The 22,778-nt window shown below is 73.5% G+C and carries 21 protein-coding genes and 1 tRNA gene; 11 read left to right on the top strand and 11 right to left on the bottom strand.

Annotation, left to right across the window (positions count from 1 at the left end):
- Nucleotides 1-39: 39 nt before the first annotated feature.
- Nucleotides 40-113: transfer RNA gene (locus AB0C84_RS08920), tRNA-Arg, on the bottom strand.
- A 105-nt stretch (nucleotides 114-218) separates the two neighbouring features.
- Here AB0C84_RS08920 and AB0C84_RS08915 point away from each other — a divergent pair.
- The 5 genes from AB0C84_RS08915 to AB0C84_RS08895 all read left to right on the top strand — a co-directional run bounded on the left by AB0C84_RS08915 (nucleotide 219) and on the right by AB0C84_RS08895 (nucleotide 4,782).
- Complete coding sequence (locus tag AB0C84_RS08915) at nucleotides 219-1,007, top strand: aminoglycoside phosphotransferase family protein (protein ID WP_179846884.1); 789 nt, start codon at nucleotides 219-221, stop codon at nucleotides 1,005-1,007.
- Nucleotides 991-1,887 carry a cobalamin biosynthesis protein gene (locus AB0C84_RS08910; RefSeq protein ID WP_361063012.1) on the top strand — a complete coding sequence of 299 codons (897 nt, stop codon included), beginning with the start codon at nucleotides 991-993 and terminating at the stop codon, nucleotides 1,885-1,887. The genes AB0C84_RS08915 and AB0C84_RS08910 overlap by 17 nt, the downstream gene beginning before the upstream one ends.
- Nucleotides 1,884-3,395, top strand: coding sequence for a cobyric acid synthase (locus tag AB0C84_RS08905; RefSeq protein ID WP_361063009.1), 1,512 nt, complete (start codon nucleotides 1,884-1,886; stop codon nucleotides 3,393-3,395). The genes AB0C84_RS08910 and AB0C84_RS08905 overlap by 4 nt, the downstream gene beginning before the upstream one ends.
- A 51-nt stretch (nucleotides 3,396-3,446) precedes the next feature.
- The gene (locus AB0C84_RS08900; RefSeq protein ID WP_258945541.1) at nucleotides 3,447-4,079 is read left to right on the top strand and encodes a DUF1444 family protein; all 633 of its coding nucleotides are present in this window, start codon (nucleotides 3,447-3,449) and stop codon (nucleotides 4,077-4,079) included.
- 64 nt (nucleotides 4,080-4,143) lie between these two features.
- A complete protein-coding gene (locus tag AB0C84_RS08895) occupies nucleotides 4,144-4,782 on the top strand; it encodes a LysE family translocator (RefSeq protein ID WP_361063006.1) in 639 nt (212 codons plus the stop codon).
- Nucleotides 4,783-4,789: 7 nt separating this feature from the next.
- On the opposite strand, the gene AB0C84_RS08890 is transcribed toward AB0C84_RS08895, so the two are convergent.
- Together AB0C84_RS08890 and AB0C84_RS08885 are read right to left on the bottom strand one after the other, a co-directional pair.
- The gene (locus AB0C84_RS08890) at nucleotides 4,790-6,193 is read right to left on the bottom strand and encodes an amino acid permease (RefSeq protein WP_361063003.1); all 1,404 of its coding nucleotides are present in this window, start codon (nucleotides 6,191-6,193) and stop codon (nucleotides 4,790-4,792) included.
- A gap of 43 nt (nucleotides 6,194-6,236) precedes the next feature.
- The gene (locus AB0C84_RS08885) at nucleotides 6,237-7,898 is read right to left on the bottom strand and encodes a serine/threonine-protein kinase (protein ID WP_361063001.1); all 1,662 of its coding nucleotides are present in this window, start codon (nucleotides 7,896-7,898) and stop codon (nucleotides 6,237-6,239) included.
- A gap of 108 nt (nucleotides 7,899-8,006) precedes the next feature.
- On the opposite strand from AB0C84_RS08885, the gene AB0C84_RS08880 reads away from it, so the two are divergent.
- Nucleotides 8,007-8,984 (top strand): alpha/beta hydrolase, encoded by a 978-nt coding sequence (locus AB0C84_RS08880; protein WP_361062998.1) that lies wholly within the window; start codon nucleotides 8,007-8,009, stop codon nucleotides 8,982-8,984.
- On the opposite strand, the gene AB0C84_RS08875 is transcribed toward AB0C84_RS08880, so the two are convergent.
- The 4 genes from AB0C84_RS08875 to AB0C84_RS08860 form a co-directional block, all read right to left on the bottom strand.
- Nucleotides 8,977-10,677, bottom strand: a complete 1,701-nt coding sequence (locus tag AB0C84_RS08875; protein ID WP_361062996.1) for a serine/threonine-protein kinase — start codon at nucleotides 10,675-10,677, stop codon at nucleotides 8,977-8,979. The genes AB0C84_RS08880 and AB0C84_RS08875 overlap by 8 nt on opposite strands.
- Before the next feature lie 75 nt (nucleotides 10,678-10,752).
- On the bottom strand, nucleotides 10,753-12,063 hold the full coding sequence (locus tag AB0C84_RS08870; RefSeq protein WP_361062993.1) for a DUF4389 domain-containing protein: 1,311 nt from the start codon (nucleotides 12,061-12,063) through the stop codon (nucleotides 10,753-10,755).
- A gap of 73 nt (nucleotides 12,064-12,136) precedes the next feature.
- Nucleotides 12,137-13,099, bottom strand: a complete 963-nt coding sequence (locus AB0C84_RS08865) for a quinone oxidoreductase (protein ID WP_361062990.1) — start codon at nucleotides 13,097-13,099, stop codon at nucleotides 12,137-12,139.
- A gap of 80 nt (nucleotides 13,100-13,179) precedes the next feature.
- Nucleotides 13,180-13,872: a TetR family transcriptional regulator gene (locus AB0C84_RS08860; protein WP_258945533.1), complete on the bottom strand. Its 693-nt coding sequence runs from the start codon at nucleotides 13,870-13,872 to the stop codon at nucleotides 13,180-13,182.
- Nucleotides 13,873-14,187: 315 nt separating this feature from the next.
- On the opposite strand from AB0C84_RS08860, the gene AB0C84_RS08855 reads away from it, so the two are divergent.
- From AB0C84_RS08855 to dnaE, 3 genes are all read left to right on the top strand, one after another.
- On the top strand, nucleotides 14,188-14,460 hold the full coding sequence (locus tag AB0C84_RS08855) for a hypothetical protein (protein WP_258945532.1): 273 nt from the start codon (nucleotides 14,188-14,190) through the stop codon (nucleotides 14,458-14,460).
- A 111-nt stretch (nucleotides 14,461-14,571) separates the two neighbouring features.
- The gene (locus AB0C84_RS08850) at nucleotides 14,572-14,847 is read left to right on the top strand and encodes a DUF6504 family protein (protein WP_179846891.1); all 276 of its coding nucleotides are present in this window, start codon (nucleotides 14,572-14,574) and stop codon (nucleotides 14,845-14,847) included.
- A 1-nt stretch (nucleotide 14,848) separates the two neighbouring features.
- Nucleotides 14,849-18,211, top strand: a complete 3,363-nt coding sequence (gene dnaE, locus AB0C84_RS08845) for a DNA polymerase III subunit alpha (protein ID WP_361062985.1) — start codon at nucleotides 14,849-14,851, stop codon at nucleotides 18,209-18,211.
- Between the two features lie 15 nt (nucleotides 18,212-18,226).
- On the opposite strand, the gene AB0C84_RS08840 is transcribed toward dnaE, so the two are convergent.
- From AB0C84_RS08840 to AB0C84_RS08825, 4 genes are all read right to left on the bottom strand, one after another.
- On the bottom strand, nucleotides 18,227-18,901 hold the full coding sequence (locus tag AB0C84_RS08840) for a DUF4328 domain-containing protein (protein ID WP_339154761.1): 675 nt from the start codon (nucleotides 18,899-18,901) through the stop codon (nucleotides 18,227-18,229).
- 96 nt (nucleotides 18,902-18,997) lie between these two features.
- A complete protein-coding gene (locus AB0C84_RS08835) occupies nucleotides 18,998-19,330 on the bottom strand; it encodes a hypothetical protein (protein ID WP_361062981.1) in 333 nt (110 codons plus the stop codon).
- A gap of 89 nt (nucleotides 19,331-19,419) precedes the next feature.
- On the bottom strand, nucleotides 19,420-20,067 hold the full coding sequence (locus AB0C84_RS08830) for a response regulator transcription factor (protein ID WP_179846894.1): 648 nt from the start codon (nucleotides 20,065-20,067) through the stop codon (nucleotides 19,420-19,422).
- A 25-nt stretch (nucleotides 20,068-20,092) separates the two neighbouring features.
- Complete coding sequence (locus tag AB0C84_RS08825; RefSeq protein ID WP_361062978.1) at nucleotides 20,093-21,286, bottom strand: histidine kinase; 1,194 nt, start codon at nucleotides 21,284-21,286, stop codon at nucleotides 20,093-20,095.
- 334 nt (nucleotides 21,287-21,620) lie between these two features.
- On the opposite strand from AB0C84_RS08825, the gene AB0C84_RS08820 reads away from it, so the two are divergent.
- Nucleotides 21,621-21,827, top strand: coding sequence for a hypothetical protein (locus AB0C84_RS08820; protein ID WP_258945528.1), 207 nt, complete (start codon nucleotides 21,621-21,623; stop codon nucleotides 21,825-21,827).
- Nucleotides 21,828-21,967: 140 nt separating this feature from the next.
- Entirely contained in the window at nucleotides 21,968-22,768 is an 801-nt protein-coding gene (locus AB0C84_RS08815; RefSeq protein WP_361062975.1) for a methyltransferase domain-containing protein, read from the top strand.
- Nucleotides 22,769-22,778: the final 10 nt, after the last annotated feature.

Below are 22,778 nucleotides of genomic sequence, written 5' to 3'. Positions count from 1 at the left end.
CCCGACTAGAGAATGGCGTTCGTGCAGGTCAGAAGGTTGCGCGCCCGGCAGGATTCGAACCCGCGACCGTCGGATTAGAAGTCCGATGCTCTGTCCAGCTGAGCTACGGGCGCTCGGCGCCCGGCGGGACGCCGGGACACAGTGTAAGGGTGCGCGTCGTCCGGCTCCACATCCATAACGGCGTTACCGCTGGGGCGGGGGTTCTATCTTGGGGTGCTGTGGCGGTGAACATTGAGGTGCCGCTCTCCGGCGGGGACGTTTCGGAGGGTGTGGTGCGGGTCGGGGAGACGGTGCGGCGGCCGCTGCGGGCGCACAGTCCGGCGGTCCACGGGCTGCTGCGGCACCTGGAGGACGTGGGGTTCGAGGCGCCGCGGGTGCTGGGGGTCGATGAGCTGGGGCGGGAGGTGCTCAGCTGGGTGCCGGGGGAGGTGCCGCACCGGCCGCTGGCGGCGGGTGTCGTCTCGGAGGACGTGCTGCGGGACGTGGGGCGGCTCCTGAGGCGGTACCACGACGCGGTCGCGTCGTACGAGGCGCCGGTGGGGGCGCCGTGGGACGCGGAGACGTCCAATGTGGACGGGGAGCCCGAGGTCATCGGGCATTGCGACGTGACGCCGGAGAACGTGGTCTTCCGGGGCGGGAGGCCCGTCGCTCTGATCGACTTCGACCTCGCGCGGCCCACCACGCGGGTGTTCGACGTGGTCACGGCGTTGCGTCACTGGGGGCCCATCGAGGATCCGGCCGATCGGGACGCCGTGCTCTACGGGGCGGACGTGGGTCGTAGGCTGCGGGTCTTCTGTGACGCGTACGGGCTGGACCGGGAGCGGCGGCGGGAGGTGCTGCCGGCGGCGCGGGTGAGGTTCGAGCGGTCCTATCGGGCGATGCGGGAGAGGGCTGAGCGTGGCGGGGGATGGGCACGGATCTGGCAGGGGGGCGCAGGTCCCCGGATACGGCGGGCCCAGGACTGGCTGGAGCGGCACTGGGATGAGCTCGATGCGCGTCTCTGGTGAGGGGCTGGTCCTCGGGGTCGCGCTGGACGCCGTTCTCGGGGACCCGAAACGGTGGCATCCCGTGGCCGGGTTCGGCCGGGTGGCGTCGGCGGCGGAGCGCCGGGTGTATGGGGATTCGCGCTGGCGGGGCGTCGTCTATGTCGCGGCGCTGGTGGGGGGCGCCGGGGTCGCGGGGGTCGCGCTCGAGCGGGTGAGCCGGCGGCCTGTGGTGCATTGTGTCGTCACCGCGGGCGTCACCTGGGCCGTGCTAGGCGGGACGTCCTTGGGACGTGAGGGGCTCTACATGGCGCGGGTGCTGGAGCGGGGGGACGTGGGGGCGGCCAGGGAGCGGCTCTCGCATCTGTGCGCGCGGGATCCGCGGGGGCTGGACGCCCGCGATCTGAGCCGTGCGGTGGTGGAGTCGGTGGCCGAGAACACGTCGGACGCGTCGACCGCGCCTCTGGTGTGGGGGGCGGTGGCGGGCATTCCGGGGCTGCTGATGTATCGGGCCGTCAACACGCTTGACGCGATGGTCGGGTATCGGAGTCCGAGGTACGAACGGTTCGGGTGGGCGGCGGCGAAGCTCGATGATGTCGCGAACTGGGTTCCGGCCAGGGTGACGGGGGGATTGGTCGCTCTCTGCTCGGGGCGGGAGGCCTGGCGCGTCCTGCGGAGGGACGGGGCGAAGCATCCGAGTCCCAATGCCGGGCGCTGCGAGGCCGCTTTCGCTGGGGCGCTCGGCGTGAGGTTGGGCGGTGCCAACGCCTACGGCGGACGGGTCGAGCGGCGCCCCGAGATGGGGGACGGCCGGGCGCCCGAGGTCAGGGACATCCGGAGGGCGGTCAAGCTTTCGGCGGCGGTGACGTTCGCGGCGGCGGCCGTGGTCTGGAGCGTGCGGTGAGCGGGCTTCTGGTGGCGGGGACCACGTCGGACGCGGGCAAGAGCGTCGTCACGGCGGGGCTGTGCAGGTGGCTGGCACGGCAGGGCGTGAAGGTCGCGCCGTTCAAGGCCCAGAACATGTCGCTGAACTCGATGGTGACGAGTGACGGGGCGGAGATCGGGCGGGCGCAGTACATGCAGGCGCAGGCCGCGGGTGTGGAGCCGGTCGCGCAGATGAATCCGGTGCTGCTCAAGCCCGGAAGCGACCGCAGAAGCCAGGTCGTGGTGCTGGGGCGGCCCGTCGCGGAGGTCGACGCTCTCCAGTACGGGGCGCACAAGGAGTGGCTCAAGGGCGTCGTGCTGGAGAGTCTCGAGGAGCTGCGGGCCAAGTACGACGTCGTCGTGTGCGAGGGGGCCGGGAGTCCCGCCGAGATCAATCTGCGGGGCGGCGACATCGTGAACATGGGGCTGGCGCGGGCCGCGAACCTGCCGGTGGTGGTGGTCGGCGACATCGACCGGGGCGGTGTCTTCGCGTCGCTCTACGGCACGGTCGCCTTGCTGGAGCCCGCGGACCAGGCGCTGATCGCCGGGTTCGTCATCAACAAGTTCCGGGGGGCGGAGGAGCTTCTCGCGCCGGGGCTGGAGCAGCTCGCGATGCTCACCGGGCGGCCGACGCTGGGAGTGCTGCCCTGGAAACTCGGCCTGTATCTCGATTCCGAGGACACCTTGGCCCTGGACGCGCCGAGACCCGACGCGAAAGGGCCTTACGGGAAAGAGACCCTGCGCGTCGCCGTCGTCCGGTTCCCGCGCATCTCCAATTTCACGGACATGGACGCTCTGGCCTGCGAGCCCGGCGTCGTCGTCCGGTACGCGGCGAGTGCCGGCGATCTGGCCGATGCCGATCTGGTGGTGCTCCCGGGGACCCGGGCGACGGTCGCCGATCTGGCGTGGCTTCGCGACCGGGGAATGGCCGGGGAGATCAGGAGAAGGGCCGAGGAGGGACGGCCGGTCCTCGGCATCTGCGGCGGCTACCAGATGCTCGCCGAGGAGATCGTGGACGGTGTCGAGTCCAAGGAGGGAAGAGCAGAGGGGCTCGGCCTCCTTCCCGCGAGAGTCGAATTCAAGAAGGAGAAGACTCTCGGGCGGCCTACGGGAAGCGCCTATGGCGAGACCGTGCACGCCTACGAAATCCACCACGGCATCGTGACCGCGGAAGGGGAGCCTTTCCTCGACGGATGCCGGAAGGGCGCCGTCTGGGGGACGACCTGGCACGGCGCGATGGAGAACGACGGCTTCCGGAGGGCGTTCCTCGCGGACGTCGCCCGGACCGCGGAACGGGAGTTCGTCCCGGCCCCGGACGTGTCGTTCGAGGCGCTGAGGGAGGCGACCCTGGACGCGCTCGGCGACCTCGTCGAGGAGCACATGGACACCGCGGCCGTGTGGCGGATCATCGAGGGCGGCGCGCCGGGGGGCCTGCCCGTCGTCCCGCCCGGCGGAGCCCCGGAGCCGCCCTCCGCGGCGGTAGGGTGATCCACTCGTGAACACAGGCGCACGCAGGCAGAGCACCAGGAGGAACGCCCCGTGACCGACCCGCGGTCCAAGCTGATCGTCCCGCTGATGAAGGCGCGGGTGCCGGCCGAGGTCCAGCTGGAGTTCCCGCTCCCGGCGGACGAGGAGCCGATCCGCGACCCGTTCGCCGCCGACCTGTACGTCACCTACGCGGTGGAGATCGCCGACGAGGGCGCCCCCGGCGGCCGCCGCTACGAGCACGTGGCGCGCCGGCACTGCGCCGACCTCGGGGTGGCGCAGGGCGAGCTGCGCCGCCACGCCGTGATCAACCTGCGCGACCTGCGTCCCGAGCTGAGCCTCAGCTGGTACCCGGACGTGCGCGCCGTGACGGTGTCGCTGGGCGCGTCCGCGCGCGGCGGGGGCCTGGAGTCGGGCCTGCTGCTGGACGAGGGGTTCCTGGAGAAGCTGGCGCAGGACGTGGAGGGCGACCTCGTCGTCGCGGCGCCCGCGCGGGACGTGTTCGTCGCGTCCGGCACCGGCCACCCGGACGGCGTCGACAAGCTCCGCTGGGCGGTCGCGCAGGTCTGGGCCGAGGACCGCGGGGACGACGGTGCCGACCCGGAGTGGGACGTCCCCGCCGGGAGCCTCCTCACGCACAACCTCCTGGTCCGCCGCGGCGGCACCTGGGACGTCCTCACGGACTGAGCCCGTCCCGGCTCCTCGGAAAACCGGGTGAGACGCCATGACCGGGATGCGTACTCTGCGGGTCATGGTGTCGACTCATCAGCTTCTGGCGTTCTCCGCGATGGCGCTGGCGATCATCCTGATCCCCGGGCCGTCCGTCCTGTTCGTCGTCGGCCGCGCGCTGGCGCACGGCCGGCGCACCGCGCTCGCGGGGGTGGTCGGCGGGGTGCTCGCCGCCCTGGTGCTGACCTCGGCGGTCGCGGTGGGCATCGGATCGGTGGTGGAACGCTCCGTCGTCGTGTTCACCGCGCTGAAGATCGTGGGCGCGGTCTACATCGTCTACCTCGGCGTGCAGGCCATCCGGCACCGGCGCTCGCTCCAGGAGGCGATCGCCGGGAGCGAGGCGGACCGCGGGGGCGGAAGGGCGCTGCTCCAGGGCTTCTTCGTGGGCATCACCAACCCGAAGACGACCGTGTTCTTCGCAGCCGTCCTCCCGCAGTTCGTGGTGCGCGAGAACGGCCACGTCGAACTCCAGATGATGGTGTTCGGCGCGATCTTCGCGGTGATCGCCCTGTGCTGCGACAGCGTGTGGGGGATCGCGGCGGGGACGGCCCGCGACTGGTTCGCCCGCTCGCCGCGCCGCCTCGCGGCGATCGGCGGCACCGGCGGGCTGATGATGATCGGCCTCGGCGTCACCGTCGCGGCGACGGGCCGCAAGGACTGAGGCCCGGCTAGACGCGCGTCCCGCGCGGCGCGGTCAGGGGCGCGGTGACCGGCGGCCGCCTGCCGAAGCGGCGTCGCAGCGGGTAGGCGAGCGCCACGACGGCGAGGCTGACCAGAGAGGCGATCAGCTGGGAGCGCTGCCCGTCGAGGAACGCCATCGAGACCAGCACGGCGAGCAGGGCGGCGATGACCAGCCAGGTCAGGTACGGGAACAGCCACATCCGGTAGGTGAGGCTCGCCGGGTCCTCGCGCCGCAGGCGGGGGCGCAGCCGCAGCTGCGAGAACAGGATCGCCAGGTAGACGAAGGCCAGCACGACCCCGATCGAGTTCATCAGGAACTTGAAGACCTGGTCGGGGGAGGCGTAGGACGCGATGACCGCCGCCCACGCGGCGACCGTCCCGAGCAGGATCGCCCGGACGGGGACGCCGCGCCGGTTCAGCCGCACCAGCCCGGCGGGGGCGTCGCCGTCGCGGGTCAGCACGTACAGCATCCGGGACGAGACGTAGATCGCCGAGTTGAGCACCGACAGGACGGCGGTGAGGATGACCGCCTGCATGAGGGTGCCGGCGGCGGGCACGTCCAGCCGGTCCAGGGCGCTGACGAACGGGCTGGTCAGGATCTTCGCGTCGTTCCACGGCAGGATCGACACGACGAGCAGGATCGACAGCACGTAGAACAGCGCGACGCGCCACAGCACGTTGCTCGTGGCCCTGGCGACGGCCCGGCCCGGCTCCTCGCTCTCCGCGGCGGCGATGGTGACGATCTCCGTCCCGCCGAAGGCGAACATCACCGCGACGACGGCGGTGAAGACCGATCCGGCGCCGTTCGGGACGAACCCGCCGTGCCCGGTGAGGACGGCGGCCCCGCCGGGCGAGTCCGGCCACAGCCCGGTGACGTACAGGACGCCGAGGACGACGAACACCAGGATCGCGGCGACCTTGATCGAGGCGAACCAGAACTCGAACTCGCCGAACGAGCGGACGGAGACGAGGTTCACCGCCGTCATCGCCACGAGCAGGGCGGCGGCCAGCGTCCACTGCGGCAGGCCCGTCCAGCCGGCGAGGATGCCGGCGCCCGCGGTCGCCTCGGCGCCGACGAGGATCACGTAGAGGTACCAGTACAGCCAGCCGATCGTGAACCCGGCGAAGGGGCCGAGCGCCATCCGCGCGTACTCGGCGAGGGACCCGGCGACGGGGCGCGCCACGACCATCTCGCCGAGCGCCCGCAGCACGCACAGCACGAGCAGGCCGGCCGCCGCGTACGACAGGACGGCGGCGGGCCCGGCGGTGCTGATCACGGCGCCGCTGCCGACGAACAGCCCGGCGCCGATCGCGCCCCCGATCGCGAGCATCGTCATGTGGCGGCGGCGCAGCCCGGCGCGCAGTCCGGCGCGGTCACTGCTCTCGGACATCACGACAACAGTAGATGACCTGCGCGGATGCGTCCGACGGGGGTCAGACCCCGCAGAGCGCGAAGTCGTCGAAGACCGCCTGCGGCCATCCGGTGGCGCCCGCGTTGCGGACGACGAGCAGGCCGCTGTTACCGGGAACGCTGCTCGGCGGGGTGGCGGCGGACGAGGCGACGGGCTTCCCGTTCACCCACATGGCGAGGTCGATGTTGCCGTCCTCGCGCTTGACGCAGGCGGCCTGGAGGCGGTCGGTGCCGCGCGGCTTGGGGACGGTGCCGGTCGTCACCGTCTGCGCCTGCCAGGTGGACAGCTTGGCGATGCGAGCGCGCCCGTCCGAGCTCAGGAGGAACGCGTAGCCGAAGCCTCCGTGGCAGTACACGCCCGCCTCGCCGAAGGCGTCCTTCGGCGTCACCTCGGCCTCGATGAGCTGGGAGTCGGGGATCCTGCCCACCGGAGCGTCGACGGTCGTGCGCGCGGCCTTCGGCAGGACGTGGATCTCGTACTTCCGGTCGCGGTAGGCCGCGTCGAACACGGGGGTGGCGGCCGTCTTCCAGCCGGAGTCCACGTCGTTGAACCGGTCGTCGAAGATCTTGTCCTTGACCTCCGGCGGTTCGTCGCCGAGGGCGGAGGCCGAGCCGGGGCCCGAGGCGTCCGGGGCGTCGTCGCCGCCCGGGATGTTGAGGGCTCCGATCACGGCGGAGACGGCGAGGACCGCGCCGGTCGCGGCGATGAGCAGGCCCCGGTTGCGGTGCGGCGACGGCCTCCTCGCAGGGGCCGCCGGGACCCGCGCGCCGACCGGACGCGTCGGCGGCACGGAGTCGACGCTCGTCAGAAGCGCGGGCGCAGGCTCCGGCGCCGGCGCCGGCTCCGGCTCCGAAGCGGGCGGAGTCGCGGGCGGCTCGTCCCGGCCGGTCAACGCCTGGAGCAGCTGGTTCACCGTCGGACGTTCGGCGGGGTCCTTGGCCAGCGACCGGGCCACCAGGTCGCGGACGGCCGGGTCGAGGCCGCCCAGGTCGGGGTCGCCGGACGTCACCCGGCTGATGACCTCCGGGAGCGTCCCGCCACCGAACGGGGCGCGCCCGGTGCCCGCGTAGGCGACGACGCAGCCCCAGGAGAACACGTCGGCCGCGGGCGTGATCTTCCGCTCGTGCATCAGCTCGGGCGCGATGTAGGCGGGCGTGCCGACGAACTGGCCGGTCCTGGTCGGGCCCTCGGTGGCGTCCAGCGCCCGGGCGATGCCGAAGTCGATCACACGCGGCCCGGTCGGGGACAGCAGCACGTTGGACGGCTTGAGGTCGCGGTGCACGATCCCGGCGCCGTGGATCGCGCCCAGCGCCGTCGCGATGTTGACCGCGAGGGCCTCCAGGTCGCCGCCGCGCAGCGGGCCGTCCGCCTTGACGGCCTCCTCGACGGACGGCCCGTTGACGTACTCGGTCACCACGTACAGCGGGTCGCCGTCGAGGCGCGCGTCCAGGACGGCGGCCGTGCAGAACCGGCTGACCTGCCGCGCCGCCGTCACCTCGCTGCGGAACCGGTCGTGGAACGCCTCGTCGTCGGCCAGCTCCGCGTTGATGACCTTGACCGCGACCCGCCGTCCCGACTCGTCCTCGCCGAGGTAGACGGTGCCCATGCCGCCCCGGCCGAGGCGGGCGGTGAGCACGTACGGGCCGAGCAGCCGCGGGTCTCGGTCGCGGAGGGGCGCCTGCATGGCTCGACTCCCGGGGGGTGGAGAGGGGCTGTGATTCAGTCTGTCGTACGGTCAGTCTCTTTGACGCCCGATCATGGGGCATCAGTTCACCGGACAGCGGGAGGAAAAGTGGACGTGACGGCGGACGTGCTCGGGCCCGGGTACGAGGCGATCGAGCTGCCGATGGGCCGCGACGCGGAGGGCGAGGTCGTGGCGACGCTCGTGCGGCGCCGGGGCGGCGGCGACCCGTCCCGGCGGGCGGTGCTCTACCTGCACGGCTTCGTCGACTACTTCTTCCAGCGGCACCTCGCGGACTTCTACGTCGAGCTCGGCTTCGACTTCTACGCGCTCGACCTGCGCAAGTACGGGCGCTCACTGCGTCCGCACCAGACCCCGAACTACGTCGAGAGCCTGTCGGACTACTTCCCGGAGATCGACGAGGCGGTGCGGATCGTCCGGGACGTGGACGGGCACGACACGCTGCTGCTGAACGGCCACTCGACCGGAGGCCTGGTCGCCGCGCTGTGGGCCGACAGGGCCAGGGGCAAGGGCCTGGTCGACGGCGTCTTCCTCAACAGCCCGTTCCTGGACCTCGCCGAGCCGCTGGTGATGCGCAAGGTCGGCGCGGGCCTGGCGCGGGCGCTGCGTCCCCGGTTCCCGAAGGCGAAGCTGCCCGCGGGCGTGTCCGACCGGTACCCGCGCAGCATCCACCGCGAGCACGAGGGCGAGTGGGAGTTCGACCTCGCCTGGAAGCCGCTCGCCGGGTTCCCGGTGCGGGCCGCGTGGCTGGCGGCCGTCCGCCGGGGGCAGCTGCGCCTGCACCGCGGCCTGGACGTCGACGTCCCGGTGCTGGTCATGGCGTCGACGCGCAGCGTCCGCCCGACCCGCAGGGTGCTGGACGTGACGGGCGCCGACGCCGTCCTGGACGTCGAGCACATGGCGAGGTGGGCGCCGCGGATCGGGCGGCACGTCACGCTCGTACGGATCGAGGGCGGCCTGCACGACCTGGTGCTGTCCGCCGAACCGGCCCGCTCGCAGGTCTTCGCGGAGCTGGCCCGCTGGACGAACGGCTACCTGCCGGACCGGCCGGCCCCCCGGCCTAGCTGAGGATCTTCGACAGGTCGAAGTCGTCGAAGTCGACGATGATCTGCTGCGCGGCGTTGCCGCCCCGGATGACCTCCAGACCGGCCTTGCCGTTGCCGAGCGGCTGGTCGGTGTCGGTCTTGTCGATGGCCAGATGGCCGTTCACCCAGAGCCTCAGCCGGACCTGCTTGCCGTCGTCGCCGCTCTCGCACGCGATCTGGAGCTTGTTGGACTCGCCCTCGGAGTAGCCGGAGACCGAGTCGGGGTTGTCGAGCTCCTTGGTGCCGCGGTCCTTGGTGGCCTTGCGGAGCACCGCGCCCTTGCCGTCGTTGCGGACCAGGAACATGTAGTAGTTGTCGTCGGCCGAGCGGCAGTAGAGCCCGTACATGCCGTCGGGGGACCCCTGGGCCACCTTGGCGCTGACCGTGGCCAGCATCGGGTCGGGGGCGAACTCGTCCTTGGGCACGTCGCGCCCCATCGTGCCCATGGTGCCGTAGGTCTGGATCCGGTAGGCGCCGTTGGTGTAGCTGTACTGCTCGCTGAAGCTGCCCCAACCGGAACCGTCGCTGGAGAACTCGTCGCTGAACGTCGTGGCCAGGTCGTCGGGCGGGCCGTCCGGGCGCAGGGCGAGGAACCCGACGACGGCGAGCAGGACGACGGCTGCCGCGACGGCGCCCCCGATGATCAGAGGGCGCCGGGAACGCCCGCCGCCCGGGCGGGGGGCGGGATGCGCGTCCTGGCGGGTGGCGCCGGTCCCCGGCGGCGCCGCGATCGGCGGGGTCGGCTGCTGGAAGGTGGCCTGGGCCGTCCGCGCCTGGACGGTCGGCTCGCTCGCGGGTCCGTGCCAGCTCGCCTGGACGGTCTCGGCGAGCCTCGCCGGGTCGGCCTGGCCGTTGCCGACGAGCCGTCCGAGCAGGTCCTGGACGGTCGGCCGCCGCCGGGGGTCCTTGTCGAGCGCGGCGGCGACGACGTCGCGCAGTGCGGGGTCGAGCCCGTCGAGCTTCGGCTCCTCGTGGACGACGCGGTAGAAGATCTCCGGGACCGTGGTGCCCGCGAACGGGGGGTGCCCCGTCCCGGCGTAGGCGACGACGCAGCCCCACGAGAACACGTCGGAGGCGGAGGAGACCTGCTCGCCGCGCAGCAGCTCGGGCGGCAGGTAGTTCGGGGTGCCGACGAACTGGCCGGTGCGGGTGGGGCCGTCGGCGGCGTCGAGGGCGCGGGCGATGCCGAAGTCGATGACGCGGGGGCCGGTGGAGGACAGCAGGACGTTGGCGGGTTTGAGGTCGCGGTGCACGATCCCGGCGCCGTGGATGGCGGCGAGCGCGGTGGCGACGCCGACCGCGAGGCCCTCCAGGTCGGAGCCGGGCAGCGGGCCGCGCTCGGAGACGGCCTTCTCCAGGCTCGGCCCGTCGATGTACTCGGTGACGACGTACAGGGGGTCGGTGTCCAGCTCGGCGTCCATCACGGGCGCGGTGCAGAACCGGCGGACCTGCCGCGCGGCGGTCACCTCGCGCCGGAACCGCTCCCGGAACGTGCCCTCGCCGGCGAGCTCCCGGTTGATCATCTTTACGGCGACGCGGCGCCCGGCGCTGTCCTCGCCGAGGTAGACCGTCCCCATGCCGCCCCGGCCGAGCCGCCCGACCAGCCGGTAGGGGCCGAGCTCTCCGGGGTCGCCGGGGCGCAGGGTCTCGCCGTTCTCTCCTGCGTGCGTGGTCATCATGATCCTGAGGGGCGTCGGGAGTCTTTGTGGTTGAACCCTAGCGGTCCACGATAATTCGGACGCGCCAAGCCGTCAGTGCGTTCGGCGTGCGCGCGGAAGAGTGCGGAAGGGCGGCAGCTTCTCGCCGGTGAGCCCGAACGCGTACGCCACGACCCGGCTGGACCAGCGCTGGCAGCCGACGACCAGCGCGTACAGGGCGCGCGGGTAGCGGCCGGTGAACGGGATGACCAGCCAGCTGAGCAGCATGACGACCACCAGGGCCGCGTACATGAGCAGCATCACGACCAGGTGCGGGACCACCAGCAGCCCCCTGAGCAGGGTGAGCCAGCGCCGCGGGCCGCGCCACGCGGCCGGGAACGGCAGGTCGACGAGGACCGTCTCCTCGCCCGGGCCGGGTTCGCGCACCGCGGGCGCCGGGGCCGGGGCCTTCGGCGCGGGCCTGGGCGCCGGGACCTCGACGGCCGCCGGCCGGCCGGCGGCCCGGCCCGGGGCCGGCTCCGCGGCCGGATCCGGCCCCTGCCACGACGCCGAGATCGTCTCGACGGCCTGGGTGAGGTCGGCCTTCTCCTGCCCGACGAGCAGGGTGAGCAGCCGCCGCGCCGTCGGCCGGTCGCGCGGGTCCTTGCCGAGCGCGGCGGCGACGACGTCGCGCAGCCGCGGGTCCAGGCCGGTGAGGTCGGGCTCGTCGTGCTCGATGCGGCGGAACGTCTCGGCGACGGAGCCGCCCTGGAACGGGGGGCGCCCCGTCCCGGCGTAGGCGACGACGCAGCCCCACGAGAACACGTCCGACGCCTGCTCGACCGGCTCGCCCCGCAGCACCTCGGGCGCGATGTAGGACGGGGTGCCGACGAACTGGCCGGTGCGGGTGGGGCCGTCGGCGGCGTCGAGGGCGCGGGCGATGCCGAAGTCGATGACGCGGGGGCCGGTGGAGGACAGCAGGACGTTGGCGGGTTTGAGGTCGCGGTGCACGATCCCGGCGCCGTGGATGGCGGCGAGCGCGGTGGCGACGCCGACCGCGAGGCCCTCCAGGTCGGAGCCGGGGAGCGGGCCCCTGTCCTGGACGGCCTTCTCCAGGCTCGGCCCGTCGATGTACTCGGTGACGATGTACGGCGGGTCCTGGTCGAGCTCGGCGTCGATCACGGGCGCGGTGCAGAACCGGTGGACGCGCCGCGCGGCGGTCACCTCGCGGCGGAACCGGGCGAGGAACGCCGGCTCCCCGGCCAGCTCGCGGTTGACGACCTTCACCGCGACCCGCCGGCCGTCGGGCTCGGCGGCCAGGTAGACCGTCCCCATGCCGCCGCGGCCGAGCCGCCCGAGCAGGCGGTACGGGCCGAGGACGCGGGGTTCGTCGTGCTCCAGCGGTCCGGCGGCGTACGTCGTCATGGGGGGCGGCGCTCCTTGTAAGATCGTCTGTCGGGGGCCAGCCTAGGGGAGGCCGGGTGCCCCGGCGGGACGGTCAGGGGATCAGCAGGAGCTTGCCGGTGCTGCGCCTGGCCTCCAGATCGGCGTGTGCGGCGGCGGCCTCGGCGAGGTCGTAGCGGCGGCCGACGTGGACCTTCACGGCCCCCGACTCCACCCACGCGTAGACGTCGGCGGCGCGCTCCAGCAGCTCCTCGCGCTTCTCGACGTAGTGGGCGAGGGACGGCCGGGTCAGGAACACCGACCCGGCCCGGTTGAGGCGCTGCGGGTCGAACGGCGGGACCGGGCCGCCCGCCGCCCCGTACAGGGCGAGGGTGCCGCGCCGCCGGAGGCTCTCCAGGCTCCCGTCGAACGTGGGAGCGCCGACGCCGTCGTACACCACGGCGACGCCCTCGCCGCCGGTGAGCTCCCGCACCCGCTCGGGGAACCCGTCGTAGCCCATCGTGGCGTCCGCGCCCGCGTCCTTCGCCAGCTTCTCCTTCTCCGGGGTGGACGCCGTCGCGATCACCCGGGCGCCGAGGGAGACGGCCGCCTGCGTGAGTAGCAGCCCCATCCCGCCCGCCGCCGCGTGCACGAGGACGGTGTCGCCCTCCCGGACCGGATACGTCGACCTGGTCAGGTAGTGCGCGGTCATGCCCTGCAGCAGCGACGCCGCCGCGTCCTCCAGGCTCACCCCGGCGGGCACGGGGACGACCTTGTCCGCCGGGACGACGGCCTTCTCCGCGTAGCCGCCCTGCACGTTCGCCCACGCGACGCGGTCGCCCGCCGAGAACTCCCGGACGCCCTCGCCGACCGCCGCGACCGTCCCGGCCGCCTCGACGCCCGGCGTGTAGGGGGTCTCCTGCGGGTAGGCGCCGGTCCGGTAGTACACGTCGATGAAGTTGATCCCGGCCGCCGCGACGTCGATCAGCACCTCGCCGGGCCCGGGCTCCGGGGCGGGGCGCTCGGACGCCTCCAGGACCTCCGGGCCGCCGGGGCGGGTGATGACGATCGCGCGCATGTCGTTCTCCTGACGGTCGGTTCGCGGTGACGTTCCGGGAGAACCCGGGGCCGTCGGAAGCTATTCCACCGGAGGGGCGCTCACACCCAGTCGCGCATGGTCCGGCCGACGAGCGTCACGGCCTCCTCCACGCGGGCGGCGACCGTCCCGGGGTCCCAGATGTCGTGGCGGGCGCAGTCCTCGAACGCGACCTTGGTCGCGGCCAGGTAGAACGACACGACGATCCGCGGCCGCAGGTCCTGTTCCATGTCGACGCCCTCGCGGCGCGCGATCTCGGTGGCGAGCGCCTCCGCCGACGCCGAGTACCGCGCCATCTGCGCCGCCATCAGCGACGGCGTCGCCTCGATCACCTGCCGGACGCGGCGGAACCGGGCGCTGTCGGCGGGGTCGCTCTCGGCGATCGTGCGCAGCACGACGCGCAGCGACTCGAACAGCGCGGTGAACGGCCGCTCCCCGGGGGGACGGGCCGCGAGGGCCTCCTCCAGCACCTGGTCGTGCTCGGTGAGGAAGCTCGTGACCACGTCCTCCTTGGTGCCGAAGTAGCGGAAGAAGGTGCGCTGCGACACCTCGACCGCCGCCACGATCTCGTCGATCGTCGTCGCCTCGTACCCCTGGGCGAGGAACAGGTCCAGGGCCGCGTCGATGAGCGCGAGGCGGGTCCGCTGCTTCTTGCGCTCGCGGAGCCCGGCCAGGGCGCGGTCCTGCTCGGCACCGTGCCCGTGGACGCGGTGGTGTGTGTGGCCTGACGGGTCGCCGGCGGGGACGGCGCTCATCGGCTCGCTCCTTCTTTTTTGGCTGACGCGGGCGATGCCCGCCTCACAGAGGCTTTTATCACGGACGGCCCCTCCGCATGCGGGCCAGGTTCCGAGGACCGGAAACCATCCGCGCGGTGATTGGCCCGTATCCGGACGGCGCGTTACACCGCTTCTGCGGACCATCCCCTGGCGGGCGGGGTACACCCGTCCCCACTCTTGGGATTCTCCCCGCACGGCCGCCGGATCGGAGTCATGCTGAGGACCGGTCACCAACCGTCGCCGGAGGATCGCTCAAGGTCATGACGGCGGCTCGGATCGGCTGAGGCGGCTGATGTGTCTGTAGTCGGTGGGCGGGAGATCGCCGAGATGCGCCGGCGTCACCTCGCGGCGCTCGCGCGCGAGGTCGAGGCCCGGGGCCTGGCCTGGCGGTTCGCCGGGCCCGGGGAGTCCCTGCTGGCCGTCTACGTGCCGGGCACGGGACGCCATGTGATCGTCCTCGCCACCCCGTGCGGCGACGGCTGGTACTACCTGTGGCCGGCGGGGGGCATGGCCGACGCCGACCGCCCCGCCGAGGTGGCCGACCGCGTCCGCGCGCTTCTCGGCTGACCCCGCCTTGCTCCCCGGGCCCGGGGTTCCCTAGACTCGTGCTCCGAACGTTTGTTCGAGAACGAGGTCCGCATGCTCTTCCCCCGTGCGGCGAGCGCGAGGGGGAGGCTGATGACGCGCGTGTTCGGCGATCCGGTGGACGTCTGGGTGAGCGACGGCCGTCCGGTCCGGTTCGTCTGGCGTGGCCGGCTCTACACCGTCCGGCGGGTGCTGGAGCACTGGGTCACGACCCGCGACTGGTGGCGGGAGCGGCAGCCCGACGGCGAGGCCACTGGCGAGCGGGAGTTCTGGCGGATCGAGGCGACCCCGGACCGGGAGATCGGCGTCTACGAGCTGCGTTATGACGTGGCCGCCGACAGCTGGCTGCTATCCCGGGTATGGGACTGACGTGCATATTCATGTCGCTTCGTCCTATTCGCTCCGGTTCGGTGTGGCGCCGCCCGCGGCGCTGGCGGAGCGCGCGGCGGTCCTCGGCATGGAGACGCTGGCGCTGACCGACCGCGACGGCCTGTACGGCGCCGTCCGGCACGTCCGGGCGTGCGCGGACGCGGGGATCGGCGCCGTCGTCGGCGCCGACCTCAGGGTCGCCTCCACCGGGGAGGAACGCGTCGTGGTCCTCGCCGAGGGCCGCGCCGGATGGCGGTCGCTGTGCCGGCTGGTGACCGCGGCGCACGCGGCGGGCGAGCGCGGCCGCCCGCTGGTGACCAGGGAGATGGTCGGCGCCCACGCCGAGGGCCTCATCGTCCTGCTCGGCCCGGCGTCGGACGTCGGGCGGGCCCTCACCGGGCGGCGCCCGGACGTGGCGGCGGCCAGGCTGGCGGCCTGGCGCGCCACCGCCGAGACCGTGATCGAGATCGTCGATCACCGCGACAAGGGCGACGGCCCGCGCGCGGCGCGGATGCTCGCGCTCGCCCGCGAGGCCGGCGTGCCCGCCGTGCTCGGCAACGCCGTCCGCTACCTGGACCCGTCGGACCACCCGGTCGCGCAGGTCCTGGACGTGACGCGCCGCCTCGTCCCGCTCGACCGGCGGCACCTGGACGACCGCACCGGCCAGGCGTACCTGAAGTCGGTCCCCGAGATGCGCCGGGTCGCGGAGGCGATCTGCGGCCCGGACGGGGCGGACGCGCTGCTCGCGGCCACCCGGCGGCTGTCGGAGCGCTGCGTCCTCGATCCCGGCCGCGACCTCGGCATGGACGAGGTCCACCTGCCGGCCGTCGACGGCGACCCGCACGCGCGGCTCGCCGCCCGGTGCGCCGACGGGATGGCGCGGCGCGGGCTCGACGGGTCGCGCGAGGCCGCGGCCCGGCTCGACCAGGAGCTCGGCGTGATCGGGCGCAAGGGCCTGGCGCCGTACTTCCTCACGGTCGCCGACGCCGCCGCGCTGATCAGGGCGCGCGGCATCCGCTGCGCGATCCGCGGCTCGGGCGCGGGCAGCCTGGTCAACTACCTGATCGGCATCGGCGACCTGGACCCGCTGCGGCACGACCTGGTGATGGAGCGGTTCCTCGCCGACAGCCGCGAGGGGCTGCCCGACATCGACCTGGACGTGGAGTCGGCCCGCCGGCTGGAGGCCTACCAGGCGCTGTTCGACCGGTTCGGCGCGGACGCCACGGCGTGCGTGTCGATGATGGAGACCTACCGGGCGCGCAGCGCGCTGCGCGACGTCGGCAACGCCGTCGGGCTCCCGCCGCACGAGATCGACGCCATCGCCAAGGCGTTCCCGCGGATCCGGGCGAACCAGATCCGCGCGGCGCTGGACGACCTGCCCGAGCTGCGGCAGAGCAACCTGGCGGCGGGGCGCCTGGAGGTGCTGTTCCGGATCGCCGAGCGCCTGGACGGGCTGCCCCGCCACATCGCCATGCACCCGTGCGGCGTCCTGCTGTCGAACCCGGGCCTGCGGGACCGGACGCCGGTCGAGCGCGCCGCCGTGGGGTTCCCGATGAGCCAGTTCGACAAGGACGACGTCGAGGCGATGGGGCTGCTCAAACTCGACGTGCTCGGCGTCCGGATGCAGTCGGCGATGGCGCACGCGGTGGCGGAGGCCGCCCGGGTCACGGGGGAGACGATCGCGCTGGAGGACGTCCCGCGCGACGACCCCGCGACGTACGCGCTGGTGCGCACGTCCCGGACGCTCGGCTGCTTCCAGATCGAGTCGCCCGGCCAGCGGGAGCTGATCGGCCGGCTCCAGCCCCGCGACCTGGACGACCTGGTCATCGACATCTCGCTGTTCCGCCCCGGCCCCGTCAACTCCGACATGGTGACGCCGTTCCTGGAGGCCCGCGCCGGGACCCGGGAGCCCGCCTACCCGCATCCCGACCTCGAACCGGCGCTGCGGGAGAGCCTCGGCGTGGTCGTCTTCCACGAGCAGGTGCTGCGCGTCATCGACGTGATGACCGGATGCGGCCTGTCCAAGGCGGAGGCGGCGCGCCGGAGCCTGAACCACGAGCGGGGCCAGGCCGTGGTCGGCGCCTGGTTCCGGGAGCGGGCGCTGGCGCGCGGCTACGACGGGGCGACGGTCGAGCGCGTGTGGCGGATGCTGACCGCGTTCGGCGCGTTCGGCTTCTGCAAGGCCCACGCCGCGTCGTTCGCGCTGCCCACCTACCAGTCGGCCTGGCTGAAGCGGCACCACACGGCCGCCTTCTACGCCGGCGTCCTCACCCACGATCCCGGCATGTACCCCAAGCGGGTCATCCTCGACGACGCCCGGCACTTCGGCGTCCCGATCCTGCCGCTGGACGTCAACCGCTCGGACGCGGACTGGCGCGCCGAGATCGTCCCGGCGGGCGGCCCGGCCGGGATCCGGGTCGCGCTGAGCGAGGTCAGGGGAATCTCCGACGCCGAGATCGGCAGGATCACCGGGGCCCGGCCGTACCGGTCGCTGCCCGACTTCTGGCGCCGCGCCCGGGTCTCGCGGCCGATCGCCGAGCGGCTGGTCCTGGCGGGCGCGTTCGACGCCCTCCACGACGGCGTCCCGCGCCGCGACCTGCTGTGCCGCGTCGGCGCCCTCGACCGGGTCACCGCCCGTCCCGCGCGCGTCCCGGAGGGCCAGCTCCCTCTCGGCCGGGAGGACGGCGACGGGGACCTGACCGGCGTGGAGGCAGGCCTGGCGGAGGAGATCCCGGCGGGCGGGCTGCCGCCGATGACGCCCGCCGAGGTGGTCGAGGCGGAGCTGGACATCCTGGGCATGGACGTGAGCCGGCACGTCATGACCTTCTACGCCGGGCTGCTCGCCGGGCTCGGCGTCGTCCGCGCCGCCGACCTGCCGGGACGTCCGGACAAGAGCGAGGTCCTGGTCGCCGGGGTCAAGGTGGCGACGCAGACCCCGGCGGTCAGGTCGGGGCAGCGGGTCATCTTCGCCACGCTGGACGACGCGACCGGCCCGGTCGACCTCACGTTCTTCGAGTCGGTGCAGGACCGGTGCGCCGCCACCGTGTTCGGCTCCTGGCTGCTCGTCGCCCGGGGCCGGCTCCGCCGTGCCGGCGACCGCGCCGTCTCGATCACCGCGAACGCCTGCTGGGATCTCAACGCCCTGCACGAGGAGTGGCGCCGCGGCGGCCCGGACGCCGTCCGGGCCGCCATGGCGGGCCCGCCCGGCCGGGGGCGTCCGGTGGGCCGCCGCATCGTCCAGCCCACGGGCTTCGCGATGTCGCCGTACTCCGACATCGGCCACGCAGGCCCGGCCGTCAGGCGCCCGCCGCGCACCGCCCTCTGGCACACCAGCCAGGGAAGCTCCGGCCCCACCCCTACCTGATCCGGTCCGAACCGGTCACCGGGTGATCTGGATCCGGGTGATCTGGAAGACGGTGGCCATGCACAGGGCGGCGGCCAGAGCCTGGAAGGCGGCCGCGGCCACGCCGACGTGCACGTCGAGGCGTGCGTCGGCGAGTGTCTCGACGCTGCCGTGCGCGAACACGCGGCCGAGGACGAGGCCGAGCAGGGCGCACGCCCACCAGCCCACGACGACGAGCCCGGCCGCCTGGCGCTCGGCCGTCCGGTACCGGCCGCTGTTCACCCACACCTCGTAGACCATCCGGGGCGGCAGCCACAGGTTGACGACCGGGAGGAACCAGCCGAGCAGCACCCAGGCGCGGTGGTGGCGGTGCGGGCCGGGGGACTGGTGGAACGCCCGCCACAGCCAGGTCAGGTACAGCAGGCCGGTGACCGCCGCCATGATCGTGCCGATCGTGAACACGTCCGCGTAGGGCGCGAGGGCCCTGCCGGTGGCGGCGGCGTCGTAGCTGTCGTGCGTCGCGCCGTGCAGCGGACGAGCCAGCCTGAGCAGGCTGATCCCCGAGCCGAGGGCCACGAACGCGTTGAAGCCGAGCAGCATGAACACGGCCACGCCGACGGCGCGGAAGTCGCGGCGCCGCGCCCACGCGCCGCAGGCCGGGCACCGGTCGACCTCGGTCGGGATGATGTCGCCGCACAACGCACACGGCATGATCCACCTCCCCAGGGCCTTTGCTGTCGGCTGTTTTGGATACTACGTACGTTTGACTGGCACGGCCCAACGGGAGTTCAGGCCCTTACAGGATCGTCACATGTGAAATACGAGCCATGTCGCCGCGCCCGTCGCGGCCGCGGCGGCGGCGGCCCAGGCGGCGAGGCGCCCGAGGCCGCCTGTGGACAGCAGCCGCTCGGGGCGGAACCGGGTCACCGCCAGCAGCGCCCACCATTCGGCGGTCAGCGCGATCGTCGCGTACAGCGACCCGAGGCCGATCAGGGCGAAGAACAGGACGGTGCCCGCCGGGGTCGCGACGTGCGCGAACAGGGCGGGGCCCCGTGCCGGTCCGTGCAGGCCCCGCCGCAGGGCCAGCAGGACGGCGCCCCAGCCCACGGCGAACAGCACCCACACGACCAGCACGGTCACGGGCAGTCCGTTCAACGACTCCGGTGCCAGTGCCGAGCCTCCCCCGTCTTCCGTCCCTTCCCCCGTCCGCGTTCCCCTCGCCGAGGCGGTCAGGTCATGAGGCCCGACTCCCAGGCCCACGCGGCCGTCGCGACCCGGTTCCGCGTGTCCAGCTTGCGGTTGACGCTGCCGAGATGCGTCTTGACCGTGGAGAGCGACACGTACAGTTCCGCGGCGATCTCCTCGTTCGTCCGGCCGCGCGCGACGAGCCTGACCACGTCCAGCTCCCGCTCGGTGAGCGGCTCGCGCGGCCGGACGGGCCGCGCGGGCGGCCTGGCCAGGTGCTCCAGCAGCCGGACGGTGACGGACGGCGACACCAGCGACCCGCCGTTCGCCGCCGCGCGGACGGCCTCCACCAGCAGCGCGGGCCCGCTGTCCTTCAGCAGGAACCCGACCGCGCCGCCGCGCAGCGCGCCGTAGACGTACTCGTCCATGTCGAACGTCGTGACGATCACGACGCGGGGCGGGTCGGGGACGCCCGGCCCGGCGAGGGCGCGGGTCGCCTCCAGCCCGTCCATCCGCGGCATCCGGATGTCGAACAGGCACACCTCGGGACGCAGGCGGCGGGCCAGCGCGACGGCCTCGGCGCCGTCGGCGGCCTCCCCGACCACCTCCATGTCGGGCTGCGAGTCGACGATCATCCGGAACCCGGTCCGGACCATCTGCTGGTCGTCGGCGATCAGTACGCGGATGGTCACCCTGCCGATTGTGTCGCATCACCGGTTATCCGTCCGAAACGGGGAGCCGTGCGACGACCTCCCACCCGCCCTCGGGGCGCGGGCCCGCGTGCAGCCGCCCGCCGAGCGCGCCGACCCGCTCGCCCAGCCCGGTGAGCCCGAACCCGCCGGACGGCAGCCGCCGTCCACCGCGCCCCCGCCCGTCGTCCCGCACGGCGACCTCGACGTCGTCTCCGACCCGCGCGAGCGTGACCCGCACGGTCGCGGCGTCGGCGGCATGCTTGCGGACGTTGGTCAGCGCCTCCTGCACGACGCGGTGCGCCGACGCCGCGACCTCCGGCGGAAGCGTCCCGAGGCCGGGCTCCAGCGTGAGCGCGGCCGGCGGGTGGGTGAACCCCTCGACGAGGTCCCTGAGCCGCGCGATGTCGCCGAGCGGACGGGTGCTGGAGCCGCCGTCCGGTACGGCCTCCCCGTCCGCGGCGTCGACGTTCTGGGCGTCGCGCAGCAGCCCGACCATGCGCCGCATCGACGTGAGCGCCTCGGTGCCGGCCTTCTCGATCTCGCCGAGCATCCGGTCGAGCTGCTCCTGCGTCTGCGCGGCGCCGGACCCGGCCGTGAACCTCGCCGCCTGCGCCTGGACGACGATGCCGGTCACGTGGTGGGCCACGAAGTCGTGCAGGTCGCGGGCCAGCTCCAGCCGCTCGTCGCGCCGCGCCGACGCCAGCGACCTGGCCCGCCGCGCGTCCAGCGCCCGCAGGTAGAGGCCGACGCCGAGCGCGATCGCCACGGTGATGCCGAGCGGCGCGGTGAACAGCGCCGCCGCGATCGGCGACCAGCGCAGCGGGGTCGCCAGGATCGCCGCGCCGAGCAGCACCGCGATGGGGACGAGCCGGTCGCGGCGGGCCTTCCACACCACCCGCGCGATGACGATCAGCAGGCCGCCGATCTCCGCGAACAGGCTGGGGGCGCCGGCCTCGGGCCGGACCACCGTGCCGAGGTACAGGGTGCTGAGCGCCGACAGGGCCCCCGCCCCGGCCGCCCACACCAGGAAACCGCGCCCCGAGACCGCAGCGAAGTTGGCCACCGCCGCGACGAACACCATCCACAGGGCGGAGGGGTCCCCGATCCCGGCCGCCGTGCACGCCAGCAGATACAGGCACGCGAACCCGGCGTACGCCGCGCGCACCACGCAGCCGCCCACCGAATGGATGCGATCCAGCCGTGCCCCTACGTCACTCACGCTCAGGCAGCGTACGACCCGACACGCACCACGGAATCGACCATTCGGCCGATCCCACTCCCCGCTAGGCGCCTCCACGCCCGATGTGGGCGCCCGCCGCCGCGCCGGTCCGCTGTTGCGCTCTGTGATCGCTGAGCCTGCCCCCGCGTCCCGGTCGGCTCGAATAAAGGTTCGAGAATGTCAGACCCTCCGCGTAGCGTTGACCTTGTGATTCGGGAGACATCGGGAACAGATGTCGAACCGGATCGCTTTCAACGACGTACCTAGGGGTATGTGACAGACGGTGGCGCTCGCACAGGCGCGGCCCCACCGGGCGAAGGAAGGGGCGTTGGCAGTGAGCGCAGCGACCGGCACGTTCCATCTCACCCACCCGCGGCTGTACGGGCCCGCCGAGCGGACCGTCGTGGAGCCGTGGCTCACCGAGCTCTCCCATGCGACGCTGAACGCCTACGCCGAGACCGCGCCCCCGCTCGCGGCGGTCGAGGCCCTGCCGGTGCGTCCGCAGCCCCTGCCCGCCCGCCGCGTCGCCGTGGCGGCCTGACACGAACCACCGGAAAGGGATCGAGGCCCGCGCCTCGATCCCTTTCTTCTTGCCTTCATGTCTCACATATTGATACACATTTCTCAAATTCTGAGAAGCCGTCGTACGGTGAGGGCACCGGACACAGAGAGGTGATCCCCATGACCGCGAAGGCGACCTACACCCACGGCCACCACGAGAGCGTCCTCAGCTCGCACCAGTGGCGCACGGTCGAGAACTCCGCCGCCCACCTGGCCGGGCACCTGCGGCCCGGCCTGTCGGTGCTGGACGTCGGCTGTGGGCCCGGGACCATCACCGCCGGGATCGCCGAACGCGTCGCGCCGGGCCGCGTCGTCGCCGCCGACTCGGCCGAGGCCGTCCTGGACGAGGCCCGCCGGAACACCGCCTCGCTGGACAACGTCGAGTTCGCGGTCGCCGACGTCCACGCCCTGGACCATCCCGACGGCACGTTCGACGTCGTCCACGCCCACCAGGTCCTGCAGCACGTCGGCGACCCCGTCCAGGCGCTGCGGGAGATGCGCCGCGTGGCCCGGCCCGGAGGGATCGTCGCCGTGCGCGAGGCCGACTTCGGCACGATGACCTGGTACCCGGACCCGCCCGGCATGGACGCCTGGCTGCCCATCTACTACAAGGTCGCGCGCGGCAACGGCGGCGAGCCCGACGCCGGCCGCCGCCTGGTCTCCTGGGCGCGCGCCGCCGGGTTCACCGACGTCACCGCGTCCGCCTCCGCCTGGTGCTACGCCACCCCGCAGGAGCGCGAGTGGTGGAGCGAGTCGTGGGGCGGCCGCCTGATCAGGTCGTCGGTCGCCGACCACGCCGTCGCCGGCGGCCACGCCACCCGCGCCGAGCTCCAGCGCGTCTACGAGGGCTGGAAGGCGTGGGCCGCCGCCGAGGACGGCTGGTACTCCGTCACCCACGGCGAGATCATCTGCCGCGCCTGACCGGCTGGGG

It is taken from the genome of Actinomadura sp. NPDC048955, assembly GCF_040649435.1.
Classification (GTDB): domain Bacteria; phylum Actinomycetota; class Actinomycetes; order Streptosporangiales; family Streptosporangiaceae; genus Spirillospora; species Spirillospora luteofluorescens.
This window is presented reverse-complemented; position numbering and strand designations above follow the sequence as displayed.